The sequence below is a fragment of the Streptomyces netropsis genome (assembly GCF_014203545.1).
GTDB lineage: Bacteria > Actinomycetota > Actinomycetes > Streptomycetales > Streptomycetaceae > Streptomyces > Streptomyces netropsis.
The window spans coordinates 1-15,733 of record NZ_JACHJG010000025.1 but is presented as its reverse complement, the minus strand read 5'-3'; the positions used below and the strand labels follow the sequence as shown (position 1 = coordinate 15,733).

The following is a 15,733-nucleotide window of genomic DNA, read 5'->3' as shown; positions in this document are numbered from 1 at the left end:
TGCCGCGCCGTGCCCCACACCACGCCGCCCGCGCGGGGCCGACGACTGCCGGGCTCTTTCACTCTACTCCGGGCAGTTCTCCAGAAGGCCTGTGACCAGCTCTTTTCCCGTTTCCGTGGCCGAATTCCGCGGACGGGCCGCCATGCCGACCGGAGAGTAAGGTGAAGCTACCGAGGGCATTCCGCTTGCGGCAATCACGCCGAAGGCGCCACGGGCGCGCGGCGTATGCCGAACCCCGCAGACGGGTGGATCCATCATGGCCGACTCCGAATTCCCTGGCCTTCCCAAGCTCCTGCCGGACGCCATCCACCAGGCCGTGAAACCGGGGACGGCTCTCGTGCGGCTGGAGACGACACACTCGCGCGAGGGGATTCTCGACGGCGCGTGGTGGCCACGCTCCCGCGATATCGGTACGGAACTGCCCGGCTTGATCATCGCGTTGACCGAGCACATCGGCCCCATCACGCGCATCGGCCTGGACGCGAGTGCCTGGGACGAACTCCCGACGCGCCTCGTCATCGACGACCGGGTCGTGCACATCGACTCCTTCCCGACCGGTGACGACACGGTCCTCATCACCCGAGGCGACAACGACCACTTCTCCGTGCTGGTGATCCCGCCGCAGGCGACGCCGGATGCGGCACGCGCCGCGATGGCGCGGGCGGTCCGGGCCGACAACGTCACCCAGGCCGAACAGATCCTCATCGACACCGGCACCAATCCAGCCCACCCGGGCCCCACGGAGAATCCACCGACGGACCCGGAACGCGACGGCTCGGCGTGACGCCCGCCCGAGCCTCTCGTCGACCCTGCCGCCGGAGGAAAACCGGTGCCCGCGCGGGCACACATTCGGGGTAGTGGCGGAGTAGGCTCGGCTTACCGAGAATTCTTCGCGCACCGGCTTCGCGCCGGTGCCGTTCTCGGCGAACCATCAGTCCGGGCAGACGGAGACGCGCTCGGAGACGGGTCCGCGTCATGATGACGACCAGCACCCCCACGACATCCCCGATCGAGAGCGCCCCGTCGCTGCCGGTGCGCCTGTTCCTCAATCCCGCCGACACCCGGCCAGGGCCGGTGGACGGTGCCTGGTGGCCCTACTCCCGCGATCTCACACGTGAACTCCCCGCCCTGGCCATGGCGTTGGATCTCCCCTGGGGGCGCATCACCCGTGTCGCGGTGAACCCCGCCCACTGGCCCGTCATCCCCGGCAAGGTCCCCGTGGGTACACGCGTGGTGCACGTGGGCTGGTTCGCCGAGCAGGACCCCCACGATCTGCTGTTGCTCTCCTTCCGCGTCGGCCGCTGGGACCTGTTGGTGATCCCTCCGGAGACCGCCCCCGGCACCGCCGCCCACCTGATGGCCGCGGCCGGCGACCCCGACAACCGGCTCACGGCGAGCGCTCTCATGGCCGCGGCGCGGAACGACGGCACGAGCGGGACGACATGGGAGCCCGAAGGCGGGCCCGGCCACGCCGACGCGTCACCGGCACGGGACCCCAACACACCACGGCACGCGGAGGCATGACCTCCATGGGCATCCTCGCCGCCGTGGCGAGGATGCCCGCAACGATCGGCCTGGGAGAAATTCGTGATCCATCCGCACGACCGACAGCACCCCCGACGCGCCGCGGCTCTTCCGTACGAGCGCTATCTGCCGGAATCCCGCGACCGGTCCGACCATGGCGAGCGACGCGACCACCGGGACGGAGGCCGCGGACGGCTGCGTCCGCGCCGTCGGCTCCGCAGCAGGACGCATGCCCGGAGCCGGGTGTGACCCGCGACCGCCCGGCGGTGAACGCAGCCGGGCAGACACTGCCCGCCGCCGGTTGCGCCGAGGTCCGGATCATCGCCGCGTGCCCCGAAACAGCGAGACGGATCTCCGAGGTGCTCCGCCTCCGCTTCGCCGCCACCGAACCGCGCAGCTGCGGCGCCGGTGACGGTGACGGCGGCACCAGACTCCACCTCACCGTGGACACGGTCCACACCCCCGAGGTGCTGGGACCGTTCCGGCCCCGGCTGGTCACCGACCACCCGCATCGCGACGAGACCTGAAAGGCCCACCACGTGACCGGCACCATGAGCGAGCCGACCGTCGCCCCGCAGCAGGCGTCCCTCCCCGCCCGGTTGGCCCTGGCGGAGCCGGACACCGGACTCCGCCGGACCGACGGAGCATGGTGGCCCCGCTCACACGACCTGGGAGACGAACTGACCGCGCTGCTCGTCGCGCTGGACGCCAGGTGGGGCAGCATCACCCGGATCACGGTGGACGGCGGCATGTGGCCCGTCAGTCCCCGCCGGATGACTCTCGTGGGCCGGGTGGTGCACCTGAGTCGATGCGGTACGGCGGCCGGCCGGCACAGGATCTGTCTGCTGTCCTACGGCATCGGCCGCTGCGACCTTCTGGTCGTACCGCCCGAATCACCACCGGACGAAGCCCGTCGCCTCATGGACGAGGCCCACGACATGCCCTCTTCCTTGGGGATTCCAGGATGAGGTTCCAAAAGGCCCCCGGAAACCACTCAGGGGCCTGATCCACTGAGTGGATCAGGCCCCTGACCTGGTCTTACGAAGTCGGGGTGGCGGGATTTGAACCCACGACCTCTTCGTCCCGAACAAGGTACGGAGAGGTCTTCTACCTGCGCTGATCGAGATCACCGCAGGTCAGGGCGTTGGTCTGCGTTGGTGTGGCCTGGTTCTCGCGGTGCCCTCCGGGAAGATCATCTCCCAGATTTCTCCCAAGGCGCCGCCCAACATCAGGACATCCAGCACAAATGCCGATCGGCTCAAGCGCCTGGCCCGCTACCGCCCCATTCGGTGGGCCAGTGCGCTCGAAGCCACGCTAGTAGTCAGTGGTCACTGGCGTGGCCTCTGCGGCCGAGTTGGGGCAAATGACCCTTTGGGGTCCCGACTGGGTACTAGGCCCAGCGCTGGTGCTTGTTGCCGTCGCCCTCGTCGAAGTTCGTGTAGACGCTTCCGCTGAAGTTGCTGTCAAGGACGCGACCCGTGGCCTTGTTCTTCAAGCGCCAACCAGTTGACGTCTTCTGCTCGTACCACTTCTGGTTGTCGTTGCCGTTTTCACACCGGAGAATGTAGACCTTGCCCGCTTTGTTGCTGTCGAGGCACTGGTCGACCCAGCGCTGCTGGTACGTTCCGTCGCTCTGCTCCACGTCCCGCCACTTAGTCGACGGGTTGTCGCAGTCGCCAGCGAGCACCATGCCGGGCATGTGAGCCAGGCACCGACCAGTGGCCTGGTTCTTCCACTGCACGTTTCCGTCGGCGAACGCCTGCCCGGATGTGCTTATTGCCATGACGGGCACGATAACGGCCATGGCCACGGAATAGGATATGACGCGCTTCTTCATTGCTTTCCCCTCCACTGCGTCGGGCATGGCCGCAAATTGAAATTGGTCATCTTTCAACTGTGTCGACTTATGCCGACTTCGCTTGCCATGCCCGGAAGATCATACAGAGCGGCTTGGGCCATGCAACATTGATTTAAAGTGCGACTCCACAAGTCGCTCGGCGGTGGACATTTCGTTACTCTCGTGGTCTATTTCAGGCCGCGGAGGGGCGGTTTTTCGCCGTTTGGTCAGCTCTCTCCTGCCTCGACCGGTGGGAGGTCGCCGTCCCTGTCGGCAAGTTCTCTTTGGCGGTAGATTCCACAAAAAGAACTGCCACCGTCACAACGGCTGTGACGGTGGCAGTAGGCGCATCGAATTGACCGGCGCAGCGCATGCCCCTTCCGCTTGGCAGCTCTCCAGCGGACTGCTCCCGGCGGATAAGGTGACGGCCGAGCGGCATGTCAGAGGTTTGTGGTTCGTGAGGAGTTAAACTCTCAGCGGTCAGAAGCCTATCGTTTCAGATCCAGGTGCCCACTCCCGAATTTGGGCCACCATGTCGCCCCACACGCCAGTAACCAGCAGGATGCCGACGATGATCAGTAGGCCCCCGCCAGCTCTAAGAACCCACTTATAATTCTTCTTTACCCACCCAAAAGCCCCTAGCGCCCTGCGGAAGGCAATCGCGGCAAGGATGAATGGCAGCCCGAGGCCTAGGCAGAAAAAGGAGATCAGTAGGGCTCCTCGGCTGGCACTCGCCTCGTTCATCGAAAGCGCAATAACTGTGCCCAAAGTTGGGCCTAGGCAAGGAGTCCACCCCAGGCCGAAAACGAAGCCGAGTAGGGGCGCACCCAGCAAGCCGGCTGCTGGTTTGCGGTGGATGCGGAAGTCCCGCTGGGCGAAGCCAGGCAAGAACCCCATGAAGGCTAGGCCTAGTAGGATCGTAATGAATCCGAGGGCGATAGTTATTGACTCCTGGTATTCCAAGAGTGTTCTGCCGAAGAACCCGAAAAATGCACCTTGTGTAACGAATGGGACGGAAAAGCCGAGCACGAAGAGGAGGGATCCGGTAAGCATTCGGCCGCGCTTCCCTTTCTCCTCTACGCTCGCCAGGTCTGCCGCAGAGAGGCCCGTGACATAGCTCAGATATCCAGGGACAAGCGGCAGTACGCATGGCGAGAAGAAAGAAATCAGCCCGGCTAGAGCTGCCACTGGAATCGCGGCGATCAGAGTGCCACTCGTGACTGTAGATTCTGTGGACGCCATGAGCATAAAGCTGCTTGCCGCTACGGCACTCATCACGAATTCCTTACGCTGGTCGGCAGGGCTTTTTGTAAGGCAAAGGAGTATTTTCTCGCATTTGACAGGGAGGGTGGCGGTGCTTTCGTTGCGCTTCGCGCCATCTCATTGCTCGTCGGCCTTGGGTGAGAAGCAGGAAACGAGCGGCTCTGCTGTCGCTCCATCCGGCCAACAGTGCGGGTTGGCGACGGTTACGCCAAAGGACTTTCCGTATGGGCGCCATGAGTTGGGCATGCTCATCTCGCTAGTGTGGCATGGCGTGTATAAGCGGACGTGCTTGGGTCACGCGCTGCCGCGATCTGCGTTGAGGAGATGCTCATGCCGACAGTGAGGGCGGCAGATAGTCGATAGTCGGAGTTGGCCCTCGATGCTTCCGAGTCGACCACGTTCGGCGTTGGGTTCTGGCCGTCTGAGGACGAGCGAACGAGGTGACCCGCGCAAGGGGCTGCACACGCCTGGGGGCTCAGGCTAGCCTGTCAACTGACGGCCCGTCAGAAGTGGTCGCCCCCTCGGGAGGCCACGAGGACGGGTGACTGCGAGGGAGACGCATGAGTGCCCCAAGCGAGTTGCCCAGGATCATCAGCGTCGATGACCACGTCATCGAGCCAGCGCACCTCTTCGAGACCTGGCTCCCGGCCAAGTACCGAGACCGCGGACCCAAGCCTCTGACCGCCGGCATCGGAGAGCTGGAGTACGTCGGCGGCAAATATCGGATCACCACGGACCCCGACGGGCCGCTAACGGACTGGTGGGAGTACGAGGGCGGTCTCTTCCCGTACAAGCGGATCATTGCCGCCGTCGGCTTCTCGCGGGATGAGATGACCCTCGAAGGGATCACCCGCGAGCAGATGCGGAGGGGGTGCTGGGACCCCAAGGCCCGCATCCAGGACATGGAGGCGAACCATGTCGAAGCGTCGCTGTGCTTCCCAACGTTCCCGCGCTTCTGCGGACAGACCTTCGCTGAGGCCAAGGACCTGGAGGTCGGACTCGCCTGCGTCCGGGCCTACAACGACTGGATGGCGGAAGAGTGGTGTGGTGACAGTGGCGGACGCTTGATCCCGCTGTGCCTCATACCGCTCTGGGACGTGGAACTCGCCGTGAAGGAGATCCACCGGAACGCCGCGCGGGGCGTCCGGGCCGTGACGTTCAGCGAGATCCCGACGTACCTCGGACTGCCGAGCATCCACTCCGGCTGCTGGGACCCGTTCTTCGCCGCGTGCGAGGCCACCGGCACGGTGGTCTGCATGCACATCGGCTCATCCTCGCAGATGCCGGCTGCTTCGCCTGACGCGCCGCCCGCCGTGCAGGCATCTCTGTCGTTCAACAACGCCATGGCTTCGATGATGGACTTCCTCTTCAGCGGTGTCTTGGTGCGGTTCCCACAGCTCAAGCTCGCCTATGCCGAAGGACAGATGGGGTGGATCCCGTATGCCCTTGAACGTGCCGACGACGTCTGGCGGGAGCATCGGGCGTGGGGAGGGGTTCGCGATCTGATTCCCGAGCCGCCCTCCACGTACTACTACCGGCAGATCTTCTGCTGTTTCTTCCGGGACAAGCACGGGGTCGCCTCGCTTGAAACAGTTGGCGTGGACAACGCGACCTTCGAGACGGACTATCCGCATGTCGACTCGACCTGGCCACACACCAAGCAGGTCGCAGCGGAGCATGTCGCAGGCCTTTCGCCGGAGACGACGTACAAGATCCTGCGTGGCAACGCGATCCGAATGCTCGGTCTCGATTTTGATAAGTGAGAGCAACGGGAAGCGGCCGTACCTGAATCGGTACGGCCGCTCGGGGTCTGAAGTTCAGCAGAGCTGGCGCGCTCTGATGACTGGGGTGGTGTATACCGCAGCAACTCGATCACCAGACAGCAGTAAGTCTGCGGTTTCCACCACAACCCCTCTGGTGTCGACCGAGGTTCGTTGGATGGCTACGACTGATACTCCAGGAGCGATGCCGAGAGCCAGCGCCTCGTCTGCGCTCGGCGGGCGCGCCGTGAGGCGCTCCACCACGTGATCCAGTTCAATTCCCGTGCCGGTAAACCACTCTCGGTACGCGTCCCCCCAAGGCGACCGGTCCGAGACGGGAGCCATGGTGGCCTCGGCCACCATGGCGCGAACCATGTATGACCGGACGATGCTGTAAGGAGCATCGTCCTCGACGCGCTGGCTGCGATAGGTGAACTCAAGCAGCCGGGTGCCCACCGGCACGCCAAGGCGGGATGCGAGTTCATCCGTTGCCCCTAGTTCGCAGCAGCTGACCGTGACGTCTGTATCAGAGCCTGCGGTCGGCTCGTGCCGTCGCGTCGAATCCGCCTCGGGCAGGTTCCGATCATTGGCGTACTCAAGCTGCTGCCGTGATCGCCGGACGAAGTTGCCCCGACCGTGACGCTTCTCAATCAGCCCTTCTGCTTGCAGAACACTGAGCGCCTGTCGCACCGTTGGCAGCCCGACGCGGTATTGAGACGATAAGGCGGTTTCTGTGGGCAAGCGCGCGTCGGATTCGATCGTGCCCGTGCCGATCTGTTGACGGAGATCATCAGCAATCAGTTCGTAACGCTTAGCCACCCTGAATCACCGCTCCTGTGGTCGGGAGAGAAAAGGTTGTGCACTTATTGGCGCCGCGCTTCGCGGGCTGCCTGATCTCAGCGAGTGGGGTCCTCGGTCAAGCCCGCCGGGCGCGAACCGGCCTCATGGCAGGGGCAGTCGCAACGGAAGGTCGTGATGAGTGGACCGGCGGTCTCCGGCGGTTTCGGCGGGAGTCGGTACTCGTGCGTCCCTCGGCACTGCCCATGCAGGTCACCGACGTATTGGGGCCACAAGGTGGACGCGCGGCAGTGCTCTAACAAGTCGCGGTCGGAGGCCGACGCGGTCACCAGGCGCGCCCTACGGGGCGGGCCCACTGTCCGGTTGCGAGAGTGTCGTCGGTGTCCTCATTCACGGGTCAGCTCCAGTGGCCGGCGGCGAGGTCGGACGGCTGTTGCGGCTCGTCCGTCTCTTTGCGGGGCGTTTCACCGCATTGCGCATGAGCACAGGCTTTCGTCCAGATAACGGCCCATGCGGTGAGTCCGTCGGCACTGCCGCTGAGTCCGAACCGGTCGGCGCGGGCTAACGCGGCAATGACTGCTTGCCAGCGAGCCGGAGACGACGGCTCCGATACGTCGGCCTCGACCTGGAGCCGATCGGCGTAGCGGATCACGCGGGGTTCGAAATCGACGGCGGAGAGGCGCGCCGCGATGTCCTGCGCTCGGGATGCAGGTGCGGGCACGGCAGATCCTCCGTTGCGGCGAAATCACTCACGGTGAAGCTAGTTAACTAGACTAGAGCTAGTGGACTAGATTTGCTACATGTCTGACCAACCGCCCTACCTCGCTGTTGCTGAGCGGCTCCGGCAGTGCATCGCCAGCGGTGAGTGGTCGCCGGGAGACCGGCTGCCGTCCCGTGCCCAGCTCGCTGAGAAATACGAGGTGGGGGATAACGTCGTTCGCCGTGCGCAAGAGCTGCTCATCGTTCAGGGGCTGCTGGAGGGGCGGGCGGGTTCGGGCACATACGTGGCAGAACCGTGCGAGCGGCTGCGGATGGTCCGGTCGTGGTGGCGCGAGCAAGGTGGCGGGTCACCGTTCCGCGCGGACATGGCAGGCCTCGGCAAGCGGGGGACCTGGGAGCACCGGACTGAGGCGAAGGTGCCGGCGCCGCCTGAGATCGCGGCACGGCTCGGAATTGCTGAGGGTGATCCGTGCGTCCGCACCGAGTATGAGTTCCTGGCTGATGGCAGGCCGGTGCAAATGTCGACCAGCTGGGAGCCTTACAGCCTCACGGGTGGCACGATCGTCGTCTTGCCCGAAGGTGGGCCGTACGCGGGCCTAGGTGTGGTCGAACGCATGGCTGCGATCGATGTGGTGATCACTCATGCGGTGGAGCAGCCGGAGCCGCGGCTGGTCACAGCTGCGGAGGCAAACGTTCTCGGTGTGCAGAAGAGCGCTTTCGTGACGCACATCCGTCGGACGTACTTCTGTGACGACGGCCGTCCCGTGGAGACCGCGGACATCATCGTCCCGGCTGCGCACGGCGAGATCGTCTATGAGATCCCGATCGACCGGCCGTAGTTACGCCTGCGTTGTCACGGGGCCTGTGCCCGCACCAATGCTCCAAGGGCTGGCCAGGGGTCCGTGTTGGCGTGCCACCGCGCGGGTAATAAACCCACCATGTCCATCGAGCACACCTCTTTGGGAACGTTCAGCGCGAGGTGTGCGCATGTCCAGGAGTTCCTTCAGGCAGGGCACCTTTTGCTACCGGGAGCGCTCTCCGCGGAGCGTCTCAGTCGACTGGTCGGCGCTGTGGACGGCCCTGTTCTCCCGAAGCTACGGCGAAGTGACAAGTAGCTCTCTGTAGCGGATCTGGGGTGTGCTTGTCAGCGTTTTTGATCTTCTGAGCTCATCAGGGGCCGTGCTCGGCGAGGTTGGTCCGGTCATGACGACCGGAGGGAGCGCGGGGTGCGGCAGGAGTGGGAGCCGGAGGACCTGATCGAGGTGTGGACGCTGCTGGAGGAGGACCAGGAGCGGCTGCGGAACAAGTCGGGGGCGAACCGGTTGGGGTTCGCATTGTTGCTGAAGTTCTTCGAGGTGGAGGCGCGGTTCCCGGAGGACGCGGGGGAGATGCCGGTGTCGGCGGTGTCGTACATCGCCCAGCAGGTGAGGGTGCCCGCGGAGGAGTGGGCCGCGTACGACTGGTCGGGGCGGGCGATCAAGCGGCACCGGATGGAGATCCGGGGCGCGTTCGGCTTCCGTGAGTGCACCGAGGAGGACCAGGCCCAGCTCGCCGAGTGGCTGGCGGTCGAGCTGTGCGGGGTGGAGCTGAACCGGGACCGGCTCGCGGATGCGGTGGTGGCCCGCTGTCGCAAGGACCGGCTGGAGCCGCCGGCCCCAGGGCAGATCGCGCGGCTGGTGGGCAAGGCGGTCAGCACCTTCGAGGAGCGGTTCTGCGCGGCCACCGTGGACTGGCTGTCGGCGGCGACCCGGTCCCGGCTGGACGACCTGATCGCCGAGGACGCCGGAGCGGATGAGGAGAGCGCGGGCGGCGGGGGCACGTTCTTCACCGAGCTCAAGGCGGACCCGGGCGCGTCGGGGCTGGACAGCCTGCTCGCGGAGGTGAACAAGCTCCAGCGGGTGCGCCGGCTTCAGTTGCCGCCTGAGCTGTTCGGGGACGTGTCAGGGAAGCTGGTGGCGGCCTGGCGAGCGCGTGCGGCGAAGGAGTATCCCTCGGACCTGCGGGCGGCGGCGGGGCCGGTGCGGTACACGCTGCTGTCGACGCTGTGCCATGTGCGGGAGACGGAGATCACCGACTCGCTGGTGGAGCTGTTCATCCAGCTCGTGCAGAAGATCAACACGCGGGCGGAGAAGGGTCGAGGGCGAGTTCAACAAGGAGCTCAAGCGGGTGCGCGGCAAGGAGGGCATCCTGCTGCGGCTGGCGGAGGCGGCGGTGGCGGAGCCGGGCGGCACGGTCCGCAAGGTGATCTATCCGGTGGCCGGGGAGTCCACGCTGAAGGCGCTGGCGGCGGAGGCCGCGGCGAACGAGGCGCGTTACCGGGCCCGGGTGCGGACGGTGCTGCGCTCGTCGTACTCCAACCACTGGCGGCGGATGCTCTCGCCGCTGCTGGGTGCGCTGGAGCTGAAGTGCAACAACACCGCCTACCGGCCGGTGATGGACGCGATCGACCCGCTCAAGCGGTACCTGGACCAGCCCATCGCGAAGGAGGGTGCGTTCTTCGACGAGGCGGAGAAGATCCCGCTGGCTGGGGTGGTGCGCGAGGACTGGCGCAAGGCGGTCGTGGATGAGCGCGGCCGGGTCGAGCGCATCCCGTACGAGCTGTGCGTGCTCGTGGCGCTGCGGGACGCGCTGCGGCGGCGGGAGATCTGGGTGCCGGGCGCGAACCGGTGGCAGAACCCGGAGGACGACCTGCCGCCGGACTTCGAGGACAACCGCGATGTGCACTACGACGCGATCCGCCAGCCGCAGGACCCGGAGAAGTTCATCGAGGCCCTCCAGAAGCGGCTGCGGGAGGCGCTGACCCGCTTCGATGCGGCGCTGGAGCTGGGCACCACGGGCGGGGTGGACATCGTCAGGAAGCACGGCGAGCCGTGGACCAAGGTCTCGCCGCTGGGCAAGCAGGAGGAGCCGGAGAACCTGGTCGCGCTGAAGGCGGAGATCGAGCGCCGCTGGGGCACCATCGACCTGATCGACATCCTCAAGGAGGCCGAGTTCGCCACCGGCTTCACGTCCGAGTTCACCTCAGTCGCCACCAGGGAGGCGGTCCCGAAGGCGGTACTGCGGCGCCGGCTGCTGCTGGTGCTGTTCGCGCTGGGGACGAACATGGGCATCAAGCGCGTCGCGGTCACCGGAAAGCACGGCGAGAGCGAGGCCGTCCTGCGCCGGGTACGGCACCTGTTCGTCAACCGGACCAACCTGCGCGCGGCGCTGGTGCGGCTGGTCAACGCCACCTTCGCCGCCCGCGATCAGGCGTGGTGGGGCGAGGGCACCGCCTGCGCGAGCGACTCCAAGAAGTTCGGCTCCTGGAGCTCGAACTTCATGACCGAGTGGCATCAGCGATACCGCGGGCCCGGGGTGATGATCTACTGGCACGTCGAGAAGAAGTCGCTGTGCGTCTACAGCCAGCTCAAGTCCTGCCCGGCCTCCGAGGTCGCCGCGATGATCGAGGGCGTGCTGCGGCACTGCACGGACGTGGAGATCGACCGGCAGTACACCGATACGCACGGCGCCTCCATCGTCGGGTTCGCCTTCGCCCACATGCTCGGCTTCAGCCTGCTGCCCAGGCTGAAGAACGTCGGCTCCGCGCGCCTGTACCGGCCGGCGGCCGGCCAGGACGAGACGTGGCCGAACCTGGCGCCGGTGCTGTCGACCAAGACGATCGACTGGGACCTGATCCGCCAGCAGTACGACCAGATCGTGAAGTACACCACCGCCCTGCGCCTGGGCACCGCCGAGGCCGAGCAGGTCCTGCGCCGCTTCACCCGCGGCGGCCCGAAGCACCCCACCTACCGGGCGATCGAGGAACTCGGGCGGGCGGTGCGTACGGCGTTCATCTGCGACTACCTCGCCGACGCGGAGCTGCGGCGCGAGATCAACGACGGGCTCCAGGTCGTGGAGAACTGGAACTCCGCCAATCACGACCTGTTCTACGGCAAGGACGGCGACCTGACCGGCTCCGACAAGGAGTCCCAGGAGGTCTCCATGCTCGCCCTGCACCTGCTCCAGTCGGCGTTGGTGCACGTCAACACCCTGCTGCTCCAGGAAATCCTGAACGAGGAGAAGTGGCAGAAGCGGCTCACCGACGCCGACCGGCGGGCCCTGTCCCCGCTGTTCTGGACGCACGTGAACCCCTACGGACGGTTCGAGCTGGACATGAACAGCCGCTTGGAACTGGACCCGGCCGCTCAGGCAACCATCGTCATCCCCGGACCGCGCACCCCCGACAGCGCACCGGCCACGGCGTGACGGGACGGCTCGGGAGCTGAGCCGACGCCGTGGACGCGGCTGAGTGCAGCGGCCTGAGCGCACGTGTCTTCCCTGGTGCTTTGGACATGGCGGCCCTGCGTATCGACACCCGTTCGGTTCGTCGTGGGACGGAGGCGAAGTCACCTAATCAACCAAACTGCCTCAAATGGCGTGCGGTTGGCATGCGCGGTAGCGTGCAAAGGGGGAAACCAAATGCTGGCATTCCTTACTGGAGGTACGGCTATGGCTGTCAAGGACGTTCGAGGGGATTGGACGATCCAGCAGAGCACTGGTCACGTAGTGCAAATCCACATCGACAATCAAGACGATGATGGCACTTTCGCCTCTCCGCAAAACACGGCTGATTACCCCGGGGAGCACGGGACGATTGACGACGCCAAGGCGACCGACCAAGAGATTTCGTTCAGAGTCAACTGGAGCGGAGGGGCCAGGGGGCGGTACGTCGGCCGGTTCGACTTCCAGGGTCGTTTGACCGGCAACGGCTTCGATGAGGCTAACCCAACAGTGCAGTGCACCTGGGCGTGCACCAGCAAAACCTTCGGCAATCGTTGAAGGCCCGCAAGCGCTTCGCGGCTCATCGGCGGCCTCCTTCCACGTAGCGGGGCGGTGCCTCGGCTGAAGAAAGCGCTGCGGGTGCCCACCCCGGCCGAGCGCGGACCGGGCCGGCCGTGGCGGCCGGGCACCCCGCCCCCGGCATCGATCGACTCTGACCTGCCGAGCGCGGACATCCGCATCGGCTACGCCCGCTGCTCGACCCTCGGGCAGAAACTCGACTCCCAGCTCGACGCGTACGCCCGAAATTCGAGGAGGCGCTGAGGACGGGGAGGTCAAGGCGCACGCCCCGCACTGCCGGGTCATCTTCACCGTGTACGAGATGAAGCGGCTCGGCCGCGACGCCGCCGAACTAACCGCGCTCGCCGACCACCTCACCGCCCACGGCCTGGTCCTGGAGATGCTCGCCGGGCCCCTGCCCGGCATCTACTACCCGACCGGCCCGGGCAAGCAGCTGTTCGCGTTCTTCGCGGCGATGGCGGAGACCGAACGGGAGAACATCCGAGAGTCCACGCTGGAGGGACTCGACACCGCGGCCCGCTAGGGCAAGCACGGCGGCCGACCTCCAGTCATCACCGACGACATGCTCCACACCGTCCTCCGCCGCCGCGCGGGCGGCGAATCCGTTGAGCAGATCCAATCCGACCTGATCATCCCTACCGGCAAGCGCAAGGGCCAGAACCCCTCCGTCGCCAGCATCTACCGCGCACTCGCCGAACACGCCAAGCGCGAGGCGTACCCCGAAGCCATCACAGCCGCGCACGCCGACTTCGCCGCCATGAACAACGGAGCGGTCCCCGAGCCCCACAGTCAAGCAGAGGCCCTGAAATCACGCTGAGCTACTTGTCCCCTCGCCGTAGCTATACGAGAACAGGGCCGAGGGGCTCGATGTCCTGTCGCATGGGAGCTGGCGGATTCTCACTGGTTCTCGTTCATGCTGACGGATTCTCACTGGGCCGCATGTAAACGCATCTGGGCAGGGGATACGGTGGCGAGGTGACCGAGACACTGCCCGCCGATGTAGCCCTCGTGTTGGAGGCCGTTCTCGGCGAGGACGATCCGGTCCACCTCGCACTTCGCTGGCAGGTGCCGCACATCCGCGTACGAGAACGCTGCACATGTGGGTGCGGCACCGCGTACTTCGATCTCGACGCACAAGCGGTGGAACCGGCGCCATCCGGCCCGGGCACTGTGGTGGCGGCCGAGGCCCAGATCTTCACGGAAGACGGCGAGTGCCCCGGCGAGATCCTGGTCTTCGCACAGGGCGGCTACCTCTCGTGGCTGGAGGTCTGCTCCTGGAGCGACGACATCGAGGTAACGCTGGCCACCGCTCAGCGGTTGCTGCGCCCTTGATCCCGGAACCCTTCATAGACGGTCGGCTCGGCCTCTGACCTGGGGCGGTCGACTCGTCCCCCATGCAGGATTCCGCACAAGCCAGATGCACTGAGAATCCAGAGCCGGGTGTTCTCATCCGACCTGGCAGCCCCGCAGCTCAGGGCAAGATCCACAGACAAGCGCAATTCGACGGGACACTCGACACCGCGGCCCGCAAGGGAAAGCACGGCGGCCGGCCCCCGGTCATCACCGACGACATGCTGCACACCGTGCTGCGGCGCCGGGCGCTCGGCGAGTCCGTTGAGCAGATCCAGCCCGACCTGTTCATCCCCACCGGCAAGCGCAAGGGACAGAACCCCTCGGTGGCCAGCATCTACCGGGCGCTCGCCGAACACGCCAAGCGCGAGGCATACCCCGAAGCCGTCGAGGCGGCTCACGCCGACTTCGGCGCCCTCCAGGCGGCCAGCGAAGTCCCCGGACCCCGCCTCGCTCTCCCTGACCGAGCGTCACTCTAATTACAGAGAGCTACTTGTCACTTCGCCGTAGCTTCGGGAGAACAGGGCCTGGACGAGGTACTTCCCGAGTCGGCGGCAACGAGCAGCCAACCCGATTTGCGCCTGAGCGGTCTGGCGCAACGGCACCCGGAGTTCCTTGATCTCGTCGATCTTCCTGCCGCTCTGTCGCTGGTAACCGACGTGCTCGGCTGGAACATCTTCGTCTACCACTCCCACCTGGACGTCAACACCACTTCGTCGACCGCCGGCCCGTTCCAGTACTGCTGGCACCAGGACATGGCTGGAGCGATCGGCCCGCTCGCGCATCCGCGCCCTCTGCTCTCGATCAAGGTGGGGTACTTCCTTACCGACACCAGCTGCCCGGACCGAGGCAACCTCTGGCTCGTGCCGGGTAGTCATCGGCGTGAGGGCCTCACGCCGCCTGCCGATCCGGCGCAAGCCGTAGAGGGCGCAATGCCGGTGCTCGCTCCAGCGGGATCGGCGCTGCTGCTCGATCCGCGGGTGTGGCATACGCGCGGAGCCAACGCGTCATCCGTGACCCGCAAGGTGCTGTTCTATGCCTATGCCTATCGGTGGCTGCGCCCACGTGATGACCTGCGCTTGACCGACCGACAGTGGGCTGAGCTCAGCCCGGTGCATCGCCAACTCCTCGGCGGGGGCGATAGCTTGGAGGGCTTCTACCACCCGCAGGAATCTGATGTGCCGCTTCGTGCAGCTCCGGCACGCGGGCGAGGCCTTTGCCGCCGCTGGAGCTGCTGGGCAGCCCCTTGGCCCCGGTGGAGAGGATCGCTCTGGGCGGCCTCTTCGGCGACGAATCGATAGAGGACTCGTATGAGCGGCTCGACCTCTTTCGCGCAGCCGGCGGCCGGATTCTGTTTGCACTACGAGAGCTTGGTGCTCGTTGCGCGTCATGCTCCCATCATCGCTCCGACCGCCTCATGGCACATCTGGTCACTACGTGGCAGTCGCTGACGCGCGGCAATGTGGCGGGTCCGACGACCACCCGGTGACTTGCGCGCCGGTGGCCGCAGGGTGTGACTGAGCGCGGCGCTTGGCGAGACTCGCCAAGCGCCGCGCTCAGGTCTCGTGTGTCAGTGCCCGGCTTCCGGATGCCAGAGTGTGCCGGCGTAGCGGATGAGGGCGGTGGTGAACTCGGAGTGCTG

19 protein-coding genes and 1 pseudogene are annotated in these 15,733 nt (G+C 66.0%); 15 read left to right on the top strand and 5 right to left on the bottom strand.

Annotated features, from left to right (window positions below):
• The first annotated feature begins 256 nt into the window (after positions 1-256).
• The 4 genes from FHS38_RS33720 (at position 257) to FHS38_RS33705 (ending at position 2,492) form a co-directional block, all read left to right on the top strand.
• On the top strand, positions 257-784 hold the full coding sequence (locus tag FHS38_RS33720) for a DUF5994 family protein (protein ID WP_184740229.1): 528 nt from the start codon (positions 257-259) through the stop codon (positions 782-784).
• Positions 785-978: 194 nt separating this feature from the next.
• Complete coding sequence (locus FHS38_RS33715) at positions 979-1,524, top strand: DUF5994 family protein (protein WP_221495681.1); 546 nt, start codon at positions 979-981, stop codon at positions 1,522-1,524.
• Positions 1,525-1,769: 245 nt separating this feature from the next.
• Positions 1,770-2,051: a hypothetical protein gene (locus tag FHS38_RS33710; protein ID WP_229822925.1), complete on the top strand. Its 282-nt coding sequence runs from the start codon at positions 1,770-1,772 to the stop codon at positions 2,049-2,051.
• 12 nt (positions 2,052-2,063) lie between these two features.
• The gene (locus FHS38_RS33705) at positions 2,064-2,492 is read left to right on the top strand and encodes a DUF5994 family protein (RefSeq protein ID WP_184740227.1); all 429 of its coding nucleotides are present in this window, start codon (positions 2,064-2,066) and stop codon (positions 2,490-2,492) included.
• Between the two features lie 422 nt (positions 2,493-2,914).
• Here FHS38_RS33705 and FHS38_RS33700 read toward each other — a convergent pair whose 3' ends face one another.
• Positions 2,915-3,388, bottom strand: a complete 474-nt coding sequence (locus FHS38_RS33700) for an RICIN domain-containing protein (RefSeq protein WP_184740225.1) — start codon at positions 3,386-3,388, stop codon at positions 2,915-2,917.
• Positions 3,389-3,841: 453 nt separating this feature from the next.
• Complete coding sequence (locus FHS38_RS33695; protein WP_184740223.1) at positions 3,842-4,636, bottom strand: cytochrome c biogenesis CcdA family protein; 795 nt, start codon at positions 4,634-4,636, stop codon at positions 3,842-3,844.
• 548 nt (positions 4,637-5,184) lie between these two features.
• Between FHS38_RS33695 and FHS38_RS33690 the strand changes: the two genes are divergently transcribed.
• The gene (locus tag FHS38_RS33690; RefSeq protein WP_184740221.1) at positions 5,185-6,387 is read left to right on the top strand and encodes an amidohydrolase family protein; all 1,203 of its coding nucleotides are present in this window, start codon (positions 5,185-5,187) and stop codon (positions 6,385-6,387) included.
• A gap of 54 nt (positions 6,388-6,441) precedes the next feature.
• On the opposite strand, the gene FHS38_RS33685 is transcribed toward FHS38_RS33690, so the two are convergent.
• Together FHS38_RS33685 and FHS38_RS33680 are read right to left on the bottom strand one after the other, a co-directional pair.
• Positions 6,442-7,203: a GntR family transcriptional regulator gene (locus tag FHS38_RS33685; RefSeq protein ID WP_184740219.1), complete on the bottom strand. Its 762-nt coding sequence runs from the start codon at positions 7,201-7,203 to the stop codon at positions 6,442-6,444.
• 376 nt (positions 7,204-7,579) lie between these two features.
• Entirely contained in the window at positions 7,580-7,903 is a 324-nt protein-coding gene (locus FHS38_RS33680; protein WP_184740217.1) for a hypothetical protein, read from the bottom strand.
• 79 nt (positions 7,904-7,982) lie between these two features.
• On the opposite strand from FHS38_RS33680, the gene FHS38_RS33675 reads away from it, so the two are divergent.
• The gene (locus FHS38_RS33675; RefSeq protein ID WP_184740216.1) at positions 7,983-8,741 is read left to right on the top strand and encodes a GntR family transcriptional regulator; all 759 of its coding nucleotides are present in this window, start codon (positions 7,983-7,985) and stop codon (positions 8,739-8,741) included.
• 387 nt (positions 8,742-9,128) lie between these two features.
• Positions 9,129-9,530 (top strand): annotated as a pseudogene (locus tag FHS38_RS35890) (DUF4158 domain-containing protein); the annotation flags it as partial.
• Between the two features lie 281 nt (positions 9,531-9,811).
• On the opposite strand, the gene FHS38_RS34950 reads toward FHS38_RS35890, so the two are convergent.
• The gene (locus tag FHS38_RS34950) at positions 9,812-9,997 is read right to left on the bottom strand and encodes a hypothetical protein (protein ID WP_221495688.1); all 186 of its coding nucleotides are present in this window, start codon (positions 9,995-9,997) and stop codon (positions 9,812-9,814) included.
• Positions 9,998-10,068: 71 nt separating this feature from the next.
• Here FHS38_RS34950 and FHS38_RS33670 point away from each other — a divergent pair, with 71 nt between their 5' ends.
• The 8 genes from FHS38_RS33670 (at position 10,069) to FHS38_RS33645 (ending at position 15,392) form a co-directional block, all read left to right on the top strand.
• Positions 10,069-12,147: a Tn3 family transposase gene (locus FHS38_RS33670; RefSeq protein ID WP_229822926.1), complete on the top strand. Its 2,079-nt coding sequence runs from the start codon at positions 10,069-10,071 to the stop codon at positions 12,145-12,147.
• A gap of 243 nt (positions 12,148-12,390) precedes the next feature.
• Positions 12,391-12,720: a hypothetical protein gene (locus tag FHS38_RS33665; protein WP_184740214.1), complete on the top strand. Its 330-nt coding sequence runs from the start codon at positions 12,391-12,393 to the stop codon at positions 12,718-12,720.
• 54 nt (positions 12,721-12,774) lie between these two features.
• Entirely contained in the window at positions 12,775-12,984 is a 210-nt protein-coding gene (locus FHS38_RS34945) for a hypothetical protein (RefSeq protein WP_221495676.1), read from the top strand.
• 58 nt (positions 12,985-13,042) lie between these two features.
• Entirely contained in the window at positions 13,043-13,264 is a 222-nt protein-coding gene (locus FHS38_RS35885) for a recombinase family protein (protein WP_229822927.1), read from the top strand.
• A 39-nt stretch (positions 13,265-13,303) separates the two neighbouring features.
• Positions 13,304-13,558, top strand: coding sequence for a hypothetical protein (locus FHS38_RS35880; RefSeq protein ID WP_229822928.1), 255 nt, complete (start codon positions 13,304-13,306; stop codon positions 13,556-13,558).
• A 158-nt stretch (positions 13,559-13,716) separates the two neighbouring features.
• Positions 13,717-14,073 (top strand): hypothetical protein, encoded by a 357-nt coding sequence (locus FHS38_RS33655; protein WP_184740212.1) that lies wholly within the window; start codon positions 13,717-13,719, stop codon positions 14,071-14,073.
• A gap of 239 nt (positions 14,074-14,312) precedes the next feature.
• Entirely contained in the window at positions 14,313-14,570 is a 258-nt protein-coding gene (locus FHS38_RS33650; protein ID WP_229822929.1) for a hypothetical protein, read from the top strand.
• 96 nt (positions 14,571-14,666) lie between these two features.
• A complete protein-coding gene (locus FHS38_RS33645; RefSeq protein ID WP_184740209.1) occupies positions 14,667-15,392 on the top strand; it encodes a phytanoyl-CoA dioxygenase family protein in 726 nt (241 codons plus the stop codon).
• The last annotated feature ends 341 nt before the right edge of the window (positions 15,393-15,733 follow it).